The organism is Leucobacter sp. GX0328 (assembly GCF_053567315.1).
This window is the reverse complement of record NZ_JBSGPC010000003.1, coordinates 168,947-186,793: the sequence shown is the minus strand read 5'-3', so window position 1 is coordinate 186,793 and position 17,847 is coordinate 168,947. Positions and strand designations below refer to the sequence as shown.

The window sequence follows — 17,847 nt, the reverse complement described above, 5'->3', positions numbered from 1 at the left end:
CTCGCAGATCACGACTGGGAGGGCGCGTCGATCGCTCCCCCGAAGCGGCGATCCCTGTCATGGTAGATCTGGATCGCCCGCCACAGCTCCTCGCGCCCGAAGTCGGGCCAGAGCGTGTCGAGGAAGACCATCTCGGCGTACGCGGACTGCCACAGCATGAAGTTGCTCGTGCGCTGCTCGCCCGAACTGCGCAGGAACAGGTCGACGTCGGGCAGCTCGGGCACGTACAGATGCCGCTCGATGGTGCGCTCGGTGATGCCGTTCGGCGACAGCCGCCCCGCACGTACCTCGGCGGCGATGCCGCGCACCGCGTCGGTGAGTTCGTTGCGGCCGCCGTAGTTCACGCACATCGTGAGTGTGAGCCCGGTGTTGGCGTGCGTGGCCCGTTCGGAGGCCTGCAGCTCGCTGATGACCGACCCCCAGAGCCGGGGCTTGCGCCCGGCCCAGCGCATGCGCACGTTCCAGGCGTCGAGCTGCTCGCGGCGACGCCGCAGCACATCGCGGTTGAACCCCATGAGAAACCGCACCTCGTCGGGCGAACGCCGCCAGTTCTCGGTCGAGAAGGCGTACACGCTCAAGTGCTTCACCCCGGCCTGGATCGCGCCGGCGACCACGTCGAGCAGCGCCTGCTCGCCCATCCGGTGGCCCTCCACCCGCGGGAGCCCCCGCTGGTTCGCCCACCGGCCGTTGCCGTCCATGACGATCGCCACGTGCTCGGGCGGCGGGCCCGCGAAGCGCGGGGGCTGCGCACCGGTCCAATCGACCGGCACGAGCGAGGAGGGTGCTGGGGGCATGGGACGAGTCTATTGCCGGCGCCGCCGGCCCGAGGTCACCGCTTCGCCGCGCCGTACGAGCGCAGACCGCGTTCGAGGTGGAACTGGGTATAGGCCGCCGTGATCCCCGCCGCCTGCCCCTGCTCGCGCTCGCTGCTCTCGAGCGCCGCATCCCAGTCGCCCCGCGCGAGCGCCGCCAGCAGGGCGATCGACCCCGCGTCGAGCCGCGGCGAGCCCGGTACCCGGTGCGCTTCGCAGGTGACGCCGCCGAGCTGCACCGAGACCGCGGTGTGCGGCCCGGAAGACCCGCAGACCACGCACTCGTCGAACCCGGGCGACCATCCCGCGAGCGACATGGCCCGCAGCAGGTAGCCGTCGCGAACGAGGTCGGCAGGGATCCTCCCCGCCGCGAGCGTGCGCAGCGCACCGACGAGCAGCGCGTACTGCTGCGCCGACGGCGCCCCCTCAGCGAGCCGCTCGGCGGTCTCGACGATCACGTTCCCGGCCCGATAGCGGTCGTAATCGGCGGAGATGCGCGGACCGTACGGCGCGAGGGTCTCCACCTGCGTGATGGTGTCGAGCGTGCGCCCCTCGTAGCACTGCAGGTCGGCGACCATGAACGGTTCGAGCCGGGCGCCGAACTTCGACGAGGTGCGCCGCACGCCCTTCGCGACCGCGCGCAGTAGACCGCGACCGCGGGTGAGCAGCGTCACGATGCGGTCGGCTTCGCCGAGCTTCTGCGTGCGCAGCACGACGCCTTCTTCACGGTACAGGGGCACGGCTCCAGTATCGCGCACCCCGGCGGCGGCGCGCGCTCCGCCCGTCGCGAACCGCGACCGCCCGTGCGCGGAAGCCGGTCGGTGCGCAAGAATAGAGCGCGTGTTCGAGACCTTCAAGATTCCGCTCGCCGCAGACCTCATCGCGGTCGGCACCGGCAGTCTGCAGGGCGCCGTCTTCGCGGCCGGCTTCCGCCGTCTCGACCTGCTCGGCGTCGCGCTCATCGGTGTCGTCTGCGGCATCGGCGGCGGCTTCCTCCGAGACATCCTGCTCGGCATCTCGCCGGCCGCGTTCACGAACAACTTCTACCTGCTCGTCGCGGTCGGATCGGCCCTCGTCGGCATGATGCTCCCCCGGCTCTTCCGCCGGCTCGACCCGCTCGTCAACCTGCTCGACGCGATCAGCATCGGCATGTTCGGGGCGATCGGCACGACGAAGGCGCTGTCAGCGGGCCTGCCCGTCGTGCCCGCGCTGTTCATCGGCACGATCGCGGCGGTCGGCGGCGGCGCGCTGCGCGATGTGATGCTGAACCTGCCGATCGCGGTGATGCACGTCGGTTCGCTCTACGCGGCGGCCGCCCTCGCGGGCGTTTCGGTGCTCACGGTGCTGCTCGCCCTCGGCGTGCCCGTGGTAGCCGCGGGCATCGTCTGCACCGTCGTGACCGCGGTGATGCGCATGCTCTCCGTGAAGTTCGGATGGAGCCTGCCCGAGCAGCGGGCGCTCAGCCGGCTCAAGCTGCGCAAGCAGCGCCAGGTCGAAGAGGTCATCGAGGAGGCCCTGCAGACCGGCACCATCACCATGCCGATCACGATTCCCGGGCTCGACCTGGACGACCTCGACGACCTCGACGGGCTCGGCGAGCCCGGCGGCGACGATTCCGACGACGAGGGGCGCGGCCGACGCCGACGCCGCCGACCCGAGTGACGAGCCGCAGCGCCTACGACCGCGCGCCGCGCCGTCGACCGAGCTTCGTCTCGGCCTCCCGCCACGCGCGCTGAGCCGGAGTCTCGCCCGCACGGCCGCCGGCCGATCGACCCGTGGCCCGCGTGTCGAAGCGCTCCATGCGGCTCGCCGCGCCGCCGCGGCCCAGATGCCAGGCGTGCGTGATCGCGAGCGCGAGGGCGTCGGCCGCATCCGCCGGCTTCGGCGGGGCCTGCAGGCCGAGCAGCCGGGTGACCATGGCGGTCACCTGCGCCTTCTCGGCCGCGCCGTACCCCGTCACCTGCGCCTTGACCTCGTTCGGGGTGTACAGCGAGACCGGGATCCCCCGCTCCTCGGCGAGGTACATGACGACGCCGCTGATCTGGGCGACGCCCATCACGCTCGCCACGTTGTCCTGCGCGAACACCCGCTCCAGGGCGACGCCCGCGGGCTTCTCGCCGTCGAACAGCCGCTCGATCGCCGACCCCAGCCGGTGGATGCGTTCCGGAAGCGGCATGTCGGCCGAGCTCGTGAGCACCTCGACGTGCTCGAACTCCAACTTGCGCCCCGCGCCGGCGGTCACCACTCCGATGCCGCAGCGGGTGAGACCGGGGTCGATGCCGATGATCCGTGACACGTATGCTCCCTCGTCCGCACCGCAACCGAGGGCGGCTGCGGCGCACCTCCGTTATGCGGCAATGGGTCGCGAATCGGGGGCTTCCTTCCCGGAGATCCCCGATTCGCGACCCATTGCTCTCGGCAGTGCCGACTACTCGTCGTTCGCGAGCTCCGACTGCACCTCTGCGGTCAGATCGAAGTTCGAGAACACGTTCTGCACGTCGTCGCTGTCTTCGAGCGCATCGATCAGGCGGAACACCTTGCGCGCGGTGTCGGCGTCGATCTCGACCTTGAGGCTCGGCACGAACTCGGCGTCGGCCGAGTCGTAGTCGATGCCGGCCTCGACGAGCGCGGTGCGCGCGGCGACAAGGTCGGAGGCCTCGGTGAACACCTCGAAGGACTCGCCGTTCGGGGTCGGGACGACCTCCTCGGCGCCGGCGTCGAGCACCGCCATGAGCACGTCGTCCTCGGTCGTGCCCTCTGCGGGAACCGTGATGACGCCCTTGCGCGCGAAGTTGTACGCGACCGAGCCGGGGTCGGCGAGGGTGCCGCCGTTGCGGCTGAGCGCGGTGCGCACCTCGGCGGCGGCGCGGTTCTTGTTGTCGGTGAGGCACTCGATCATGAGCGCGACGCCGTTCGGGCCGTAGCCTTCGTAGATGATGGTCGTGTACTCGACGACCTCGCCCGAGATGCCGGCGCCGCGCTTGATGGCGCGGTCGATGTTGTCGCCGGGAACCGAGTTCTTCTTCGCCTTGTGCACGGCATCGGCGAGCGCCGGGTTGCCCTCGAGGTCGGCGCCGCCGATGCGGGCCGCGACCTCGATGACCTTGATGTACTTCGCGAATGCCTTCGCGCGGCGCGAGTCGAGGATCGCCTTCTTATGCTTCGTGGTCGCCCACTTGGAGTGTCCGGACACCGGAGCACCTCATTTCTCAGTCGTGTTCGTGTCGTTTCAAGTTCGGGTGCGCATGCGTCAGTCGTCCGGTCCGGGGTCCACCGGCCAGGCGGCAGCGATGAGGCGGCGCACGTCGCCGAGCAGTTGCGGCAGCGCTTTCGTCTGCGCGATGATCGGGAAGAAATTCGCGTCCGACGACCAGCGCGGCACGATGTGCTGGTGCAGATGGGCGGCGACGCCTGCCCCCGCGATCTGGCCCTGATTCATTCCGAGATTGAAGCCGTGGCAGGCGAGCACCTCGCGGGTCACCCGCATGGCGGTCTGCGTGAGAGCCCCGATCTCGGCGACCTCCTCGGGGGTCGCCTCGTCGTACTGCGCGATATGGCGATAGGGGCAGACGAGCATGTGCCCGCTGTTGTAGGGGAACAGGTTCAGCAGCACATAGGCGGTCTTGCCGCGCGCCACGATCAGCGCGTCCTCGTCCTCGCGGCCGGGCGCCGCGCAGAACGGGCAGTCGTGCTGTTCGGGCTGATGCCCGTCGGACACGTAGACCATGCGGTGCGGCACCCACAGGCGCTGCATCTCGTCGGGGGTGCCGACCGCGTGCGTCGAGCCGAGATCCTCTACCGCCGCCACTGCTACTCCGTCCAGGCGGTCGATACCTGCTCGTGGCCCGCGATCGAGGCGAGGATGCGCTCGACGGCCTCGTCGACGGGCACGCCGTTGAGCTGAGTGCCGTCGCGGAAGCGGAAGCTCACGGCTCCGTTCGCCCGATCCTCTTCGCCGGCGATGAGCTGGAACGGCACCTTGGCCTTCGTATGGGTGCGGATCTTCTTCGGCATGCGATCATCGGAGTGGTCGACGTGGGCGCGCACGCCGTGCTCGCGCAGCTTCGCGATGATGCCGTCGAGGTACTCGCCGTACTGCTCGGCGACGGGCACGCCCACCACCTGTTCGGGGGCGAGCCAGACCGGGAACGCGCCGGCGTAGTGCTCGAGCAGGATCGCGAAGAAGCGCTCGACCGATCCGAGCAGCGCACGGTGGATCATGACCGGCTGCTTGCGGGTGCCGTCGGCGGCCGCGTACTCGAGCTCGAACAGCGCCGGCTGGTTGAAGTCGAGCTGCACGGTCGACAGCTGCCAGGTGCGGCCGATCGCGTCGCGCGCCTGCACCGAGATCTTCGGGCCGTAGAACGCGGCCCCGCCCGGGTCCGCGACGAGCTCGAGACCCGACTCCTCGCCGACCTGGCGCAGGGTCTCGGTCGCGATCTCCCACTGCTCGTCGGTGCCGACGGACTTCTCAGGATCCCTCGTCGAGAGCTCGAGATAGAAGTCATCGAGGCCGTAGGCGCGCAGCGTCGCGAACACGAAATCGAGCTGGCGCTTGATCTCGCTCTTCACCTGGTCGTCGGTGACGTAGATGTGGGCGTCGTCCTGCGTCAGACCGCGCACGCGGGTGAGGCCCGACAGGGTGCCGCTCTTCTCGTAGCGGTACACGGTGCCGAATTCGGCGAGGCGCAGCGGCAGTTCGCGGTAGCTGCGGGCCCGCGCCCGGAAGATGAGATTGTGGAACGGGCAGTTCATGGGCTTCAGGTAGTAGTCCTGGCCCTGCTTGACCACGTTGCCGGCCGCATCCTCGACCTCGTCGAGGTGCATGGCCGGGAACATGCCGTCCTTGTACCAGTTGAGGTGCTGGCTGGTCTCGAACAACGTGCCCTTCGTGATGTGAGGGCTGTTCACGAACTCGTAGCCGTTCTTGCGCAGCTCCGCCTGCATGAAGCTCTCGATCTCGTGGCGGATGATGCCGCCCTTCGGGTGGAACACCGCGAGCCCCGAACCGATCTCGTCGGGGAAGCTGAAGAGGTCGAGCTCGACGCCGAGCTTGCGGTGGTCGCGCTTCGCGGCCTCCTCGAGGCGGGTGCGGTAGTCGCTCAGCTCGGCCTTCGTGGGCCAGGCGGTGCCGTAGATGCGCTGCAGCATCGGGTTCTTCTCGCTGCCGCGCCAGTAGGCGCCCGCGGAGCGCATGAGCGACCAGCCGTTGCCGATGAGGCGGGTCGACGGCAGGTGCGGGCCCCGGCAGAGGTCCTTCCAGCACAGCTCGCCCGTCTTCGGGTCGATGTTGTCGTAGATGGTGAGCTCGGCGCCGCCGACCTCGACGCTCTCGTTATCGCTGCCGCTGTCGGCGCCGCCCTTGAGCCCGATGAGTTCGAGCTTGTACGGCTCGTCGGCGAGCTCGGCGCGCGCCTCGTCGTCGGTCACGACGCGGCGCACGAAGCGCTGACCCTGCTTGACGATCTTCTGCATCTCTTTCTCGATCGCCTTGAGGTCTTCGGGCGTGAAGGACTCTGCGGGGTCGAAGTCGTAGTAGAAGCCGTCGGTGATAGGAGGACCGATGCCGAGCTTGGTCTCGGGGTTGATGCGCTGCACCGCCTGCGCGAGCACGTGCGCCGCCGAGTGGCGCAGGATGTTCAGCCCGTCCTCGGAGTCGATCGACACCGGCTCCACCGTGTCGGTGTCGGACACCGTGGCCGCCAGGTCTCTCAGCTCGCCATTGACGCGCATCGCGACGATCGAACGATCGGTGAACAGGGTGAAGCCATCGGCCACGGGTGATCTCCTTCAGGAGGGAACTGCAGACCAGTCGAGTCTACCGGCACCGGCTCACGATTCTCGGTGCACGAGCAACGACGTGTTCTGCGCAGTGCGCACCTGCGCGACGACGAGTTCGATGACCACCCGGAGCACGATCACGTTGAGCCCGACGAAGACCCAGCCGAAGAGCAATGCCAGCACTCCGAGGATCACGAACGCACCGCCTCCGTCGTACGAACCGACCGCGGATGCGGCGGCGAAGAAGAACACGACCCAGCCGATCCAGGCGAGCACGTTCAACGCGATGCCGAGCACGTACAGCACCTTCGCGAACTTGATCGAGACGAAGTGCGCGAAGTCGAGATCGAACAGCGCGGCGAAGAAGCCGGGCTCGCCGTTCCTGGCCGGTCGCCGGCCCGCTTGACCGACAGCGCGGGCGTTGCCCGCGTCTCCGGGACCGCGGTGCCGCATCTGCGCGGCCGGGAAGCCCTGCGCCGGATAGGGCTGCGTCTGCCCGTACTGCGCACCGTGCGGCCCGGGATCCTGCTGCGGGAACGGATGCTGCGGGGCCGCTGCCGACGGTGCGGCCGGCATCGGCGATCCCTGTCGCCCCGGGTACGGCGCCCCCTGCTGAACCGGCGCCTGCTGCTGCGCCTGCGGCGCCTGCTGCCACGCCTGCGTCGACCGCTGCGGCGCCTGCTGCCACGCCTGCGCGGGCTGCGACGGCATCTGCGGCGGGCGGCTGACGGTCGCATCGCCGCCCTGCGCCGGTGGAGGCACCGGCGCACCGTTCTGGGGCTTCTCGACGGGCTGGTCGTTCAACTTCGCTCCTTCGGGTCGGTGCACATCCGTGCGCTTCGGCACTCTCCACCCTAGGGGCCGGAGCAGCGCAGGCGTTCCCGGTGGTCACGCACCGAGGGAGCGCGAATGCCCGATCTGGTGCGCAATCGCGCCGTGATTCTGCACTGATCACCGCATTCGCCGAACGCAGCCCCGAGGTGAAGCGGCTCCGGGTCCTCGCAGAAGGTCGTGACCGCGACGCGATAGCACAGGCGGCCCGCCCGGTACCGGGCAGTTCGCGATCAGGGAGGTCAGGAAATGCGCTGACCGCTCGCGATCTCGCCGAGTTCGTGCAACGGTGGAGGAGAAAAGCCTTCAGATCGAGGCCCGGAACGACGCCGCGGGGATACGGACCGAGTCCCAGCAGAATCGAGGTATCGGCACTATGGACGCATTCGAACGAACCGACCGGAGCAACGTCGCCACCGCGAGAAGGATGCGCCTTGGGGCGATCTGGCTCCTGGTGCTCGGCCTCATCGGGACGATGGGGCTCACCGGGCTCCTCATCGAGCTCGGCAACCCGTACCAGGATCTGGGACTGCTGACGAGCTACATCGGCAAAGTCGCGAGCCTCTTCGGGCTCCCGCTCTCAGCGGCGCTGTTCGCCGGATCGATGATCGTTCGTCGCCTCCCGGAGAGGCCCGCCGAGTGACCTCGTGAACGCGCGAACGCAAAAACCCCCGGCAGAACCGGGGGTTTTTCTCTGTGCGCGATACTGGGATCGAACCAGCGCGAGAATCTCGGAGCGAACGCACCGCGTTCGCGATTCTCGCGAGGTCACCGTGTTCGATCGCCCCGCGAACGCAAAAACCCCCGGCAGAACCGGGGGTTTTTCTCTGTGCGCGATACTGGGATCGAACCAGTGACCTCTTCCGTGTCAGGGAAGCGCGCTACCGCTGCGCCAATCGCGCCTATGCAGGCTATTCAGTTATACCAGCGAGGTGGCGACGGGATTCGAACCCGTGTATACGGCTTTGCAGGCCGCTGCCTCGCCTCTCGGCCACGCCACCGGAGTGGTTGACACCACAAGCGGCCGAGACGAACTCGGCCACTGGAGCGGATGACGAGACTCGAACTCGCGACCCTCACCTTGGCAAGGTGATGCGCTACCAACTGCGCTACATCCGCAAATCACCTGCCGGCTTCGTTTCCGTTGCCGTGGCGACCTAGATAACTATAGGGGGGTGCGCCGGGCAGTGCAAATCACGCCGTAATGCCCGGGCGCGCCGCGCCTCCAATTTACGTGGCCACCTGGGAATACACAAGGGAATGCCCCGATTTCCGCAGGGCTTCCTCTCAATTGCGAAGGCCGCGCAGATACTGTTGATGCCATGGCAGATCGGGAGCGCAGCGCCGTGCGCCGCGTATTCACGTGGGCGCTCGTGATCCTCATCGCCGGCGCCGTGGCGATCGGCTTCGCCAATAGGCAGGACATCAGCGACCGGATCCGCGCCGCGTCCTTCGAACCGTCGGCCCGCATCTCCCAGATCCTCGACGATCTGCACCTGACCGATCGCGGCGAACGCATCTTCCTCGCGTCCCGGCCGACGGTCGATGGCAGCCAGTACTTCAACACGCAGTGCGCGGATGTGGAGCATTCGGAGAACGGCCATGTGCTCGGCTGCTACTCGCAGGAGCATGTGCGGCTGTTCGACGTGACCGACGAGCGCATCAGCGGGATCGTCGAGGTCACGGCGGCGCACGAGCTGCTGCATGCCGCGTATGCCCGCCTGGGGCAGCGGGAGCGCGACGCGCTGGATCGCGAGCTGCGGCAGACCTTCGACGAGCTGAGCGCCGGCGACTCGGCCCTCGCCGAACGCATGGCGGTCTACAACCACCTCTCCCCCAGCGCCTACGCCAACGAGCTGCACTCGGTGCTCGGTACGGAGGTGCGCGACCTTCCCGACGCCATCGAAGAGCACTACGCGCGGTACTTCTCGGATCGCGCCGTGCTTCTCGACCGCTTCGACGCCTTCCACGCGGTCTTCACCGACCTCGAGCTCCAGGCCACGGCGCTCGAGTCGGACATGACCGACCTGCGCGCGGATATCGAGCAGCGCAACGCCGACTACGACGCCGCCGTCGCGCAGTTCAATCTCGACGCCGCCGATTTCTCGGCCCGCAACGACCGCTTCGAATTCTCGGGCGATGTCGCCGAGTTCGATCGCCTCAAGGCCGAGCTCCAGACGCGGCGCGACGCGCTGGAGGCCACGCTCGCGCAGCTCCAAGCCGACATCGACGCCTACAACTCGATGCGCGATCAGCTGCGCGACCTCGGCCAGGTGAGCGCCGAGCTCGATGAGAAGCTGAACAGCTCCCTCGCCCCCGTGAGCGACACGCCCGAATAGAGCGGCCGGCAGCCCCGAGTTTCCGCGGTTCGCCCGTGCGGGAGCATCAGGCCGTGCTTTTCCGTGTACTATCGTTTCGGTCGGCACAACGCGCGAGCGCAGTGCCTTCGGGCGATTGGCGCAGCTGGTAGCGCGCTTCCTTCACACGGAAGAGGTCGTCGGTTCGAGCCCGGCATCGCCCACCCAAAGTGTCTTACGGGAACACGCGACATCGAGAGATGTGGTGTGTTCCCGTTTCGCTTCCTTGCCTTCGTCGCCACTGTCGTGGGCTTCGCGCAAGATCGTCGCGAAGGGCTCCGCGAGCGTCGGGCGGAGTTGTTCGTCGTCGGTGATGTCGAGCCGGGTGTAGAACGCCTGGTTCGCGAGCCTGCGGTCGGCGTCGCCGGAGTGCAGGTAGGCGCGGTGCGCATCGGTCAGCAGTCGCAGGCTGTCGTGGAGGAACGCGCGTCCGCCCGTGTGGTGCTCACTGTGCTCGGCAAGGCGACGGTTCACGTCGGCCAGGCCCGCGCGAATACGGTCTTGGTGGCGCTTCAATGTGTCGAGGTCGATGGCGTCGGCGAAGTGCGCCGCGAGGAGCTTGTCGGACTCTGACTCCAGGCGCGCCCGCAGCGGTCGCGTCCGCTGATCCGCTGGTGATCGTTGAAGGAGCTGCGGGCAGCGGGAAGACGACCATGCTTGCCACCGCCATCACCGCTGCCGAGCGGGAGGGACGGTCTGTGCGGGTGGTTGCGCCGACGAAGAAAGCCGCTGACGTCGCGCACCAGGCCCTCGGCGTGCCCGCCAACTCCGTTGCTGCGCTCGTACACGCCCACGGGTACAGATGGAACGGTGACGGCGTATGGACACGCCTCGCCGTCGGTGACACTGACCCGGAGACCGGCCGCACCTACACCGGCCCGCTGGAAGCGGCGCAGTTACTACGTGATGAGCGGATCGTGGTGGATGAGGCGGGGATGCTCGATCAAGACAGCGCGCTCGCTTTGTTCACCGTCGTAGCCGAGCACGGCGCAACACTCGCGCTCGTCGGCGACCGGGCGCAACTGCCCGCCGTCGGGCGCGGCGGGGTGCTCGACATGACTGCGCAGATTCGGGGTCGCACCATCGACATGGCCGAGGTTCACCGTTTCACTGACGCCGCCTACGCCGAACTCTCCATCCGCCTGCGGGGTCGGGATCATCCCGCCGCGATCTTCGAGCAGCTACAGAATCTGGGTCTCATTCAGTTGCACGCCGACGCCGACGATCTGCACGAGCACATCGCCACGCAGCGGCGCGACGGGCAGGCGGTCACCGTCGCCACCAACGACGAAGCCACCCGGTTGAACGCCCGCATCCGTGACCAGCGCGTGCGCGCCGGAACCGTGGACGATCAGGTGACAACGACCGGCAGCGACGGGCTACCCATCGGGAGGGGCGATTTGCTCCAGACGCGAAAGAACGACACCAGCCTGAACGTAGCGAACCGGCAGCAGTGGGTCATCCAGCACGTCGAGGAGGACGGCACCGTCTGGGCGGTCGAGGCCGACAGTGGCCGGAAGCGTGATCATTCGGTGCGCCTGCCCGCCGCCTATACTTCCGAGCATGCGCATCTCGCTTACGCCTCCACCGCCTACGGCGTACAAGGCGCGACGGCGCCCGTGTCACACACATCCTCACCGACGCGCTGAGCGGCCCGGCCGTCTACGTCGGCATGACGAGGGGCAAGGACGAGAACCGGCTACACATCATCGCCGACAACCTGCCGGAGGCGCGGGAGCAGTTCATTGAGGCGATGGAACGCGACCGCGCAGACCGCGGCATCACCGACGCAACCCAGCAGGCCGCAGAGGCCGTGCGTGGGTTGGTTGAAGACGGCCCGGTGAAGCTCGTACGCAACGAAATAGCGGCCCTCGTCCGGCGCGCCGAACACGCCGAAGTCAGCGCCGCGCAGTGGCAGCAAGCCAGTGATGCCCTGGACAAGATGCACGCTCGAAAATGGGCTGAGCGCGAGCAGGCGGTTGAGGCGAACGACGCGGCGAAGCAGCAGCTCGACCTGGTGCGCGCTGAGGTCGCAGAACCGCTTATGGCGCAGGCGCGCGCCGCGCTCACCGACTGGCAGGACGCGGACAGTGCCGAGCAGACCGCCCGCGCGAAAGTACGAACGGCGGGGAGGTTCAAGAAGCGCCGCGCCACCGCCGAGCACGACATCACCCAGACTGTCGCCCGCGACGCGAAACGACGCCTCACGAAGACGTGGGGAGAGCCGCCTCGCTGGAACCAGAGTCAGGCGGCCTGGGCAGAGCGCGTCACTCAGCACAGAGTTGATGCTGATCCTCGCGTGGTTGAGGCCGAGCAGCGGCGCACCGACACCGGGCAGGATCTTCACACGGTGATCGAGTCGAACCCGTGGCAGAGCATCAGCGTCTACGTCCGCATCTTCGGCGACGAAGCCGTGAGGAGGAACCCCGGCGGTTACGTCGACGCCCGACCCGCTCGGCAGGCCGAGGCCGCGACCCGCACCGCCCAGCAGGCTCGCGCTGAAGCCGCGACTCTGCGCGCTCTCACCCCCGCCGAGGCGGTCGAACGAATCAAGCAGACCCGCGCCGCCGAGGAAGCCAGACGGGAGACCGCCCGCATGCTCGCAGAACGCGAACGCCAGCCGTCGCGTACGCCCCACGGTATCAGCGCCCAGAGCGGACCGGGTCTGGGACGGTGAAGTATCCGAATCACTACCGTCGGCGGCCTGCGTTGATCAGTCATTGTGAAGCGAAGGGCCGTCTGATAATCAATTGCGAAAGTCGCTTGATATGCCCCGGGGCAGGTTCGGTCTTTCGACAACGTCCAGCGCCTTCATGCCTCTGGGAGCGGCGTCGGGGCCCGAACTCAGGCCGATGCAAGCACGGGCGCGAGTGTTTCATTCAAGTCAGGATGCGGATGACACGCACCACGAACAAGCCCACAGAGACGATCAGCTCAAGGTACGCGAGCACGACGCCGAGAATGCTCGCCCGCCAGAGTGGTCCAGAACGGCGGGCCGCATAATGACCGATGATCACTGCGATCAATCCGGCAGCGATCGCGATGAGGTAGCTGACCGGCCCCCCGGGCATGGCGAACAGCACTACGATGGCGAGTACCCCGGCAGCCAGAGCAGCGATGTGTGCGGCCTTGCTGTTGGGAGCATGTGTCATATCGGAGAAGTTTAGCGACGGAGAACGCCACGCACGGGATGCGCATCCCGACCGTCGGTCAGCGTTGGGTTCACGTGCCGCTCCATGTTGGCAAGGATGGTGAGAACCGGGTGCGGAACGCTGCGAACAGGTAATTCGAGCTGGTCATTGGACATTCCGAGAACGCGGCAGATTTGGAAGCTCCGAATTGGATGGGGGCGACGTTCACGAATTGCGTTGAGGAGGCGTTCGGCGGTTGTCTCCGAGAGCCAGCTGTTCGCAGGCTGGCTTCTGCGGACACCCCGATAGAATCGTCTTGACTATCTGAGGAGTCTGGGGCCTCGGTTTTTCTGATTTCAGATCGCGGTATGCCCAGCTTGTGCCGCCTAGTATCGGAAAGCGTTATGCATGGATAACAACAGCACCGAGAACGACAAACGCGCTGTCCCTAAAGCGCCCAGGCGGTGGAAGCGTCCCGCATATGTCGTTGTCGTTCTGGCGGCGATGATCATGGTGATGGTCGTGTGGTTTCGCATTCCCGAAGTACAGGTGGAGTCGTTGTCCGCGGAGGGCGAGTTTCACTCGTTCGCATGCGCGAACGGAGGCTCGTTCAGATGGGATCCTCCTAAGGTGGTGCGCGGCCAGGAGGTGAACACTGACCCGAACCCGCTACTGCTGCCCTTTAACCAGCAGATCCTTGGCCTGAACATCGACTCGCTTCGGACGGAGGTTGTGTGCGGGAAGGCTCGTGACGCGCACACGAACACTCTCATCGTGACGACCTTCGCTGCGGGCGTGATCCTGTTCTTCGGGTATCACGGGCTCTGGACGCGTCGTGCCGACGAAGAATCCTCGCGAATCCGCGCGCAGCGCGCTTAACCCCGGACCATCTTCCATGAAGAAACCAGCCATTAAGCGCGCCACCCGGCGACCCCTCATCATTGTCGGCATCTTCTTTCTCGCTCTGGGTGTTCTGTGCGGGGTAGGGATCGTCTTCGGGTGGGTGCGTGCGGGCGGAGACCCGGCCTTCCTATTCAGCACGAAACGCGGAGGCATGCCGATCTGGCTCGGGACAATCTGGGCCGGCGCTTGGGGAGCGCTCTTCTGCTGGCTCGGAGGGAGAGCGCTGCGGGACGCGTGGTACTCGCGCGCAGGCGACGACACCGCAGCAGGCACGCACAGTCAAGACAGAGAGAGCGAATGAACGACATCACACATCTGGACGATGAGCGGGATCGCTCTGCAACGCACACCGGTGCTCGTGCGCGGACACACAGGGCGCTCCGGACGAGGGTTCGTCGCTTTGTCGCGCCGGTTGCTCTCAGCGTGGCCGCTCTGCTGGTGAGTGCGCCGGTAGCGGCATCCGCAGATGACGTGAACCCGCTGTGGTATTTCGAGCAGATGGGGGTGCAGGCCGTTCATGATGCGGGTATCACGGGCGAGGGCGTCACGATCGCGGTGCTCGACGGAAAGTTCAACCCGGATCTGGTGACATTCGATGGTGCCGATATCGAGTTACGCCCGTTGGAGGGGTGCGAGCTCGAATCAACGAATAAGTTGGATGCGGGACATGGTTCGGACGTGACATCTCTGATTGTCGGCAACGGGACCTCGTCGAGCGGCGCTGGAGTAAAGGGCATCGCTCCGGATGTCCGCGTGCTGTATTACAACGAGCTCGATATCGAGTGCCATACTCACCTCTCGTTCGACGTGACCCTGCAGGATGCCATCGATCAGGGTGCGGACATCGTCAGCATCTCCGGTACGTTCGGGGCGGCGACGCCTGAAGGCCAGAGGGCGCAGCGCGAGCTGATGGCTGAGGCGATGCGCGCTGGCGTGATCTTCGTCACCGGGTTGCCAAACGCCTGGGGCGTCGATTCTGGCATTTTCGATACGACAAGCGGTGTCGTGAGCGTTGCCGCGGTGGACGCGGCAGGCGATATACAGCCCAATAATCTAAAAGACGGACCGTTGCTCAACGAGAACGTCGATGTGGCAGCGCCGGGCCTCGACGTTGCAGGCGTGCAGGAGGCTGCGAGCGCCGATGGGTGGGGATACGGGTACTGGAGCGGCAATTCTGCGGCGACACCACTCGTGTCCGGGGCGCTGGCGTTGACAAAGCAGAAATGGCCGGACGCGACTTCGGCTCAGCTGCTCCAGTCGTTGATTCGAAATGCCGGTGATGATGCGGAAGAGATGGCGTGGAACGACGCTGTCGGGTACGGCGTTATCGATCTGCTGGCGATGATCGCGACGGATCCGTCGCAGTATCCGGATGAGTACCCGCTGTTCCGCGACGATCAAGAGCTCTCCTATGACGAAGTCTTCGCGGAGCCGGAACCAGAGCCTACGCCTTCTTCGGAACCGGCCGCTTCGGGTGCGGATTCCGTGATGTGGATGCTCGCTCCTGTCATCGCGGTTCTCGTGCTCGGTGCGATTCTCGTACTCGCCCTCGTGGTCATCGTCGTCATCGTCGTGATACGTCGACGACGACGGAGAACTGGCGATGGAACGTGATGGTCTGAACGAGACGTGTGCGCAGGTCTGCGTATAGCAGTGGAGTTCTCCATAGAGGACCTCCCATCGGTCGTTGAATCCATGCACCAGAACGCGCTACCAAGGTTCGCGGTGCGAGGGATTGATATCAGTCCAACTCCCACGCCATCACCGCGTCTTTGCCCATACGGTGCCCCGGTGAACACCGAACCGCTTCGCGAGCGTTTTCACGCTGACACCGTGCTCGCGGGCTGTTCGCATAGCGTCCACTTCGGTGCCGGTGAGTCGTGTTCGAGGTCGTTTCTTTGGTTCCGCCGATGCCCCGATCAGTGCGTCGTCAGCCTCGCCTACTGCATCGCCGCCGCGCTGAGACCCTTGATTCCATGCGGAAACAAGCTTCTGAACCCGTTGTCGGCTGTTCCCGCAACGCTCCATTGCTTCCACCGATCAGAAATCCCCCGCTCTCAGAACGGGGGATTTTGTTGTGAGAACTTAGCGCTTTTCGGCGAGCGGCCACTGGACTTCGTGCCACGGGCCACCGGGTGCGTAGAGCATGCGCATGTCGGCCCGGAGATCGAGTGCGCCGCGCGAGCTCGCCCGGGTTTCGGCCTCGATGAGCGCGGTGCCAAAGCCGAGCCAGTCTCCGCAATCCTCTCGCAGCGGTGCGGCAGCAGTCGCGAGTCTACGACGGGCCTGGCCGGCGCTGACGTGCCGCGCGGCGACGCCGAGGCGCAGCAGCATCGCGAGCCTGGCGACCAGCATGGGCCGCGCGTCGACATCCGGCGCGGCTGCCGCAACGCCTGAGGATTCGGCGCTCTGCGTCCGTCCTGCTGCGGACAGGCGGTTCAGCTGCTGCTCGAGAGCGGCGACCGAACCGCGCCATTCGTTCCCGCGCACCGCATCCCAGCTCTGGGCAACGCCGAGCAACCGCCGACGCCAGTCGTCGCCGCAGAACGCAGGCACGAGGCTCCAACGATCATGCAGCAGGCCCGCCTGCTCGACATACAGGGCGGCGAGACCGAGCAGCCATGCCTCATACGGATCGACCACCGTAAACGCCCGGGCCGATCCTCGCAGATCGGCAGGCGAATACCCGTGGGTCTGCGCGACGTTCACAAGCCCCGGCCTCCAATCTCCACGGCGCTCCCTGCGCCGGGACCACCACACGATCGCGAGAAGGATCATTGCAAGAGCGATGATCACGATGACCCACGGCGTCCATTCGCCGCGGGCGAAGCGGACCGGGTTCACGGGCGCTGCTCGAGTCTGGCTGCGACGGCATCGTCGATGAGTACGGCGAGCGCTGTCGCGGAAAAGGGATCGACCTCGAGCGCGCTCTCGTCGAGGAGATCCTCGGCGACCAGCGCATCAGCGATCAGCACCCGACTCGGTGTGATCCGCTGGCTCCAGGGCACGTGCGCCCAGGGCCCGCGCTCGGGGTCGAGCAGCGCCGCCTGGCGGCTTGCGTCGTGCGCGTCCGACTGCTTCGCTTCGAGTCCGGTGACGCCTTCCCAGAACCAGCGGGCGGTCACGAAGTGCTCGCCGAGTTCTTGCCAACTCGAATAGCTCTGCTGCAGCTGCGCCGACACGAGATTGAGGGTATCGACGGCCTCGGCTTCGCTCAGCCATCCGAGCGAATACCCGGCGCGGGTCAGCATGGCAGCGCGCACCAGATCCCACGCTTCGAAGTTCGCATCGCGAATGCCCCGCGCATTGCCGCGCAGCTGCAGCACCCGCCAGCCCTGCTCTTGAGTCCTCTCATTCGAGTCCGCGGCGGCTCTCCGGGAGAACTCCGCAGCTTCCGCGTCGCTGAGGCTTTCGGCCTGCGCGATCTCGAACTCGAACTCGACGCGGTGTCCCTCGCGCAGAATCCAATGCAGACGACTCAGCAGCTGCGGGCGCGATCGAATGCCCCAGGCCTCCTGCAGTCCCGAAGCGGCGTTCTCGAGATCGCGAAATGCCAGGCGATCCCACGGGTCACCGGTGCAGATGCCGAACACGGCTGCGACTGCGAGCGGCCAGTGCAGGTCGTTCGGCGAGAGTGTCGTCGGATCCTCGCTCCATTCGACGCGGTGATGTTCTGCGTAGTCTTCGGGCCGAGTCCAGGTCTTCGACTGTTTCGCTGATGCGCCGGATCTGCCGGGCTTGCCGGGCCTGCGCATGTCGGCCGCGGAAGTGCCCCCGGGTTTCGACCTGCGCAGCATCGCCCAGACGATCGTCGCGAGCAGGAGCGCGAGGACGGCCCAGAAGATGTATGGACCGATTCGTTCGCCGAGCGGTTCGTCGGTGATGGCCAGCAGAGGCGTCATCGCGTTCATGGCACCAACTTAGCCCGACGCGGGCGCAGGCGGTGCGAACGCCGGGCGTGTCAGCGGCAGACGCAAAAGCCCCGCACGATTCACCGTGCGGGGCTCTGCAGCGGATCGCCGACGTTCACCG

19 protein-coding genes and 4 tRNA genes are annotated in these 17,847 nt (G+C 66.8%); 9 read left to right on the top strand and 14 right to left on the bottom strand.

Annotated features, from left to right (window positions below):
* Nucleotides 1-8 precede the first annotated feature (8 nt).
* Nucleotides 9-794, bottom strand: a complete 786-nt coding sequence (locus tag ACUYTF_RS11975; RefSeq protein ID WP_434143465.1) for an isoprenyl transferase — start codon at nt 792-794, stop codon at nt 9-11.
* 35 nt (nt 795-829) lie between these two features.
* Complete coding sequence (gene recO, locus ACUYTF_RS11970) at nt 830-1,552, bottom strand: DNA repair protein RecO (protein WP_434143463.1); 723 nt, start codon at nt 1,550-1,552, stop codon at nt 830-832.
* A gap of 100 nt (nt 1,553-1,652) precedes the next feature.
* On the opposite strand from recO, the gene ACUYTF_RS11965 reads away from it, so the two are divergent.
* Nucleotides 1,653-2,474 (top strand): TRIC cation channel family protein, encoded by an 822-nt coding sequence (locus ACUYTF_RS11965; RefSeq protein ID WP_434143461.1) that lies wholly within the window; start codon nt 1,653-1,655, stop codon nt 2,472-2,474.
* Between the two features lie 13 nt (nt 2,475-2,487).
* Here the strand turns inward: ACUYTF_RS11965 and ruvC are convergent, their stop codons facing one another.
* The 5 genes from ruvC to ACUYTF_RS11940 form a co-directional block, all read right to left on the bottom strand.
* Complete coding sequence (gene ruvC, locus ACUYTF_RS11960; protein ID WP_434143459.1) at nt 2,488-3,108, bottom strand: crossover junction endodeoxyribonuclease RuvC; 621 nt, start codon at nt 3,106-3,108, stop codon at nt 2,488-2,490.
* Nucleotides 3,109-3,240: 132 nt separating this feature from the next.
* Entirely contained in the window at nt 3,241-4,005 is a 765-nt protein-coding gene (locus ACUYTF_RS11955; protein ID WP_434143457.1) for a YebC/PmpR family DNA-binding transcriptional regulator, read from the bottom strand.
* 57 nt (nt 4,006-4,062) lie between these two features.
* Nucleotides 4,063-4,566, bottom strand: a complete 504-nt coding sequence (locus ACUYTF_RS11950) for an HIT domain-containing protein (RefSeq protein WP_434143624.1) — start codon at nt 4,564-4,566, stop codon at nt 4,063-4,065.
* Nucleotides 4,567-4,622: 56 nt separating this feature from the next.
* Nucleotides 4,623-6,590 (bottom strand): threonine--tRNA ligase, encoded by a 1,968-nt coding sequence (thrS, locus tag ACUYTF_RS11945; protein WP_434143455.1) that lies wholly within the window; start codon nt 6,588-6,590, stop codon nt 4,623-4,625.
* A gap of 54 nt (nt 6,591-6,644) precedes the next feature.
* Nucleotides 6,645-7,397, bottom strand: a complete 753-nt coding sequence (locus ACUYTF_RS11940; RefSeq protein ID WP_434143454.1) for a DUF4282 domain-containing protein — start codon at nt 7,395-7,397, stop codon at nt 6,645-6,647.
* A gap of 403 nt (nt 7,398-7,800) precedes the next feature.
* Here ACUYTF_RS11940 and ACUYTF_RS11935 point away from each other — a divergent pair, with 403 nt between their 5' ends.
* Entirely contained in the window at nt 7,801-8,067 is a 267-nt protein-coding gene (locus ACUYTF_RS11935; protein ID WP_434143453.1) for a hypothetical protein, read from the top strand.
* A gap of 187 nt (nt 8,068-8,254) precedes the next feature.
* Here the strand turns inward: ACUYTF_RS11935 and ACUYTF_RS11930 are convergent.
* The 3 genes from ACUYTF_RS11930 to ACUYTF_RS11920 all read right to left on the bottom strand — a co-directional run bounded on the left by ACUYTF_RS11930 (nt 8,255) and on the right by ACUYTF_RS11920 (nt 8,543).
* A tRNA-Val gene (locus tag ACUYTF_RS11930) sits at nt 8,255-8,326 on the bottom strand.
* A gap of 28 nt (nt 8,327-8,354) precedes the next feature.
* Nucleotides 8,355-8,425 (bottom strand) — tRNA-Cys (locus ACUYTF_RS11925).
* Between the two features lie 42 nt (nt 8,426-8,467).
* A tRNA-Gly gene (locus ACUYTF_RS11920) sits at nt 8,468-8,543 on the bottom strand.
* A gap of 203 nt (nt 8,544-8,746) precedes the next feature.
* Between ACUYTF_RS11920 and ACUYTF_RS11915 the strand changes: the two genes are divergently transcribed.
* From ACUYTF_RS11915 to ACUYTF_RS11900, 4 genes are all read left to right on the top strand, one after another.
* On the top strand, nt 8,747-9,763 hold the full coding sequence (locus tag ACUYTF_RS11915; protein WP_434143452.1) for a hypothetical protein: 1,017 nt from the start codon (nt 8,747-8,749) through the stop codon (nt 9,761-9,763).
* A gap of 109 nt (nt 9,764-9,872) precedes the next feature.
* Nucleotides 9,873-9,945 (top strand) — tRNA-Val (locus tag ACUYTF_RS11910).
* 43 nt (nt 9,946-9,988) lie between these two features.
* Nucleotides 9,989-10,354 (top strand): hypothetical protein, encoded by a 366-nt coding sequence (locus tag ACUYTF_RS11905; RefSeq protein WP_434143450.1) that lies wholly within the window; start codon nt 9,989-9,991, stop codon nt 10,352-10,354.
* The gene (locus ACUYTF_RS11900; protein ID WP_434143448.1) at nt 10,297-11,430 is read left to right on the top strand and encodes an AAA family ATPase; all 1,134 of its coding nucleotides are present in this window, start codon (nt 10,297-10,299) and stop codon (nt 11,428-11,430) included. Before ACUYTF_RS11905 ends, ACUYTF_RS11900 begins: the two co-directional genes overlap by 58 nt.
* 50 nt (nt 11,431-11,480) lie before the next feature.
* On the opposite strand, the gene ACUYTF_RS11895 is transcribed toward ACUYTF_RS11900, so the two are convergent.
* Nucleotides 11,481-12,128: a hypothetical protein gene (locus ACUYTF_RS11895; protein ID WP_449279854.1), complete on the bottom strand. Its 648-nt coding sequence runs from the start codon at nt 12,126-12,128 to the stop codon at nt 11,481-11,483.
* 3 nt (nt 12,129-12,131) lie between these two features.
* Here ACUYTF_RS11895 and ACUYTF_RS11890 point away from each other — a divergent pair, with 3 nt between their 5' ends.
* Nucleotides 12,132-12,458, top strand: coding sequence for a hypothetical protein (locus ACUYTF_RS11890; protein ID WP_449279853.1), 327 nt, complete (start codon nt 12,132-12,134; stop codon nt 12,456-12,458).
* Nucleotides 12,459-12,660: 202 nt separating this feature from the next.
* On the opposite strand, the gene ACUYTF_RS11885 is transcribed toward ACUYTF_RS11890, so the two are convergent.
* Nucleotides 12,661-12,933 carry a hypothetical protein gene (locus ACUYTF_RS11885; RefSeq protein WP_434143445.1) on the bottom strand — a complete coding sequence of 91 codons (273 nt, stop codon included), beginning with the start codon at nt 12,931-12,933 and terminating at the stop codon, nt 12,661-12,663.
* Nucleotides 12,934-13,320: 387 nt separating this feature from the next.
* Here ACUYTF_RS11885 and ACUYTF_RS11880 point away from each other — a divergent pair, with 387 nt between their 5' ends.
* Both ACUYTF_RS11880 and ACUYTF_RS11875 read left to right on the top strand, forming a co-directional pair.
* Nucleotides 13,321-13,791 (top strand): hypothetical protein, encoded by a 471-nt coding sequence (locus ACUYTF_RS11880; RefSeq protein ID WP_434143443.1) that lies wholly within the window; start codon nt 13,321-13,323, stop codon nt 13,789-13,791.
* Nucleotides 13,792-14,112: 321 nt separating this feature from the next.
* The gene (locus ACUYTF_RS11875) at nt 14,113-15,429 is read left to right on the top strand and encodes a S8 family serine peptidase (RefSeq protein WP_434143442.1); all 1,317 of its coding nucleotides are present in this window, start codon (nt 14,113-14,115) and stop codon (nt 15,427-15,429) included.
* A 471-nt stretch (nt 15,430-15,900) separates the two neighbouring features.
* On the opposite strand, the gene ACUYTF_RS11870 is transcribed toward ACUYTF_RS11875, so the two are convergent.
* Nucleotides 15,901-16,659: a hypothetical protein gene (locus ACUYTF_RS11870; RefSeq protein WP_449279852.1), complete on the bottom strand. Its 759-nt coding sequence runs from the start codon at nt 16,657-16,659 to the stop codon at nt 15,901-15,903.
* Entirely contained in the window at nt 16,656-17,726 is a 1,071-nt protein-coding gene (locus tag ACUYTF_RS11865; protein ID WP_434143438.1) for a DUF1266 domain-containing protein, read from the bottom strand. The genes ACUYTF_RS11870 and ACUYTF_RS11865 overlap by 4 nt, the downstream gene beginning before the upstream one ends.
* Nucleotides 17,727-17,847: the final 121 nt, after the last annotated feature.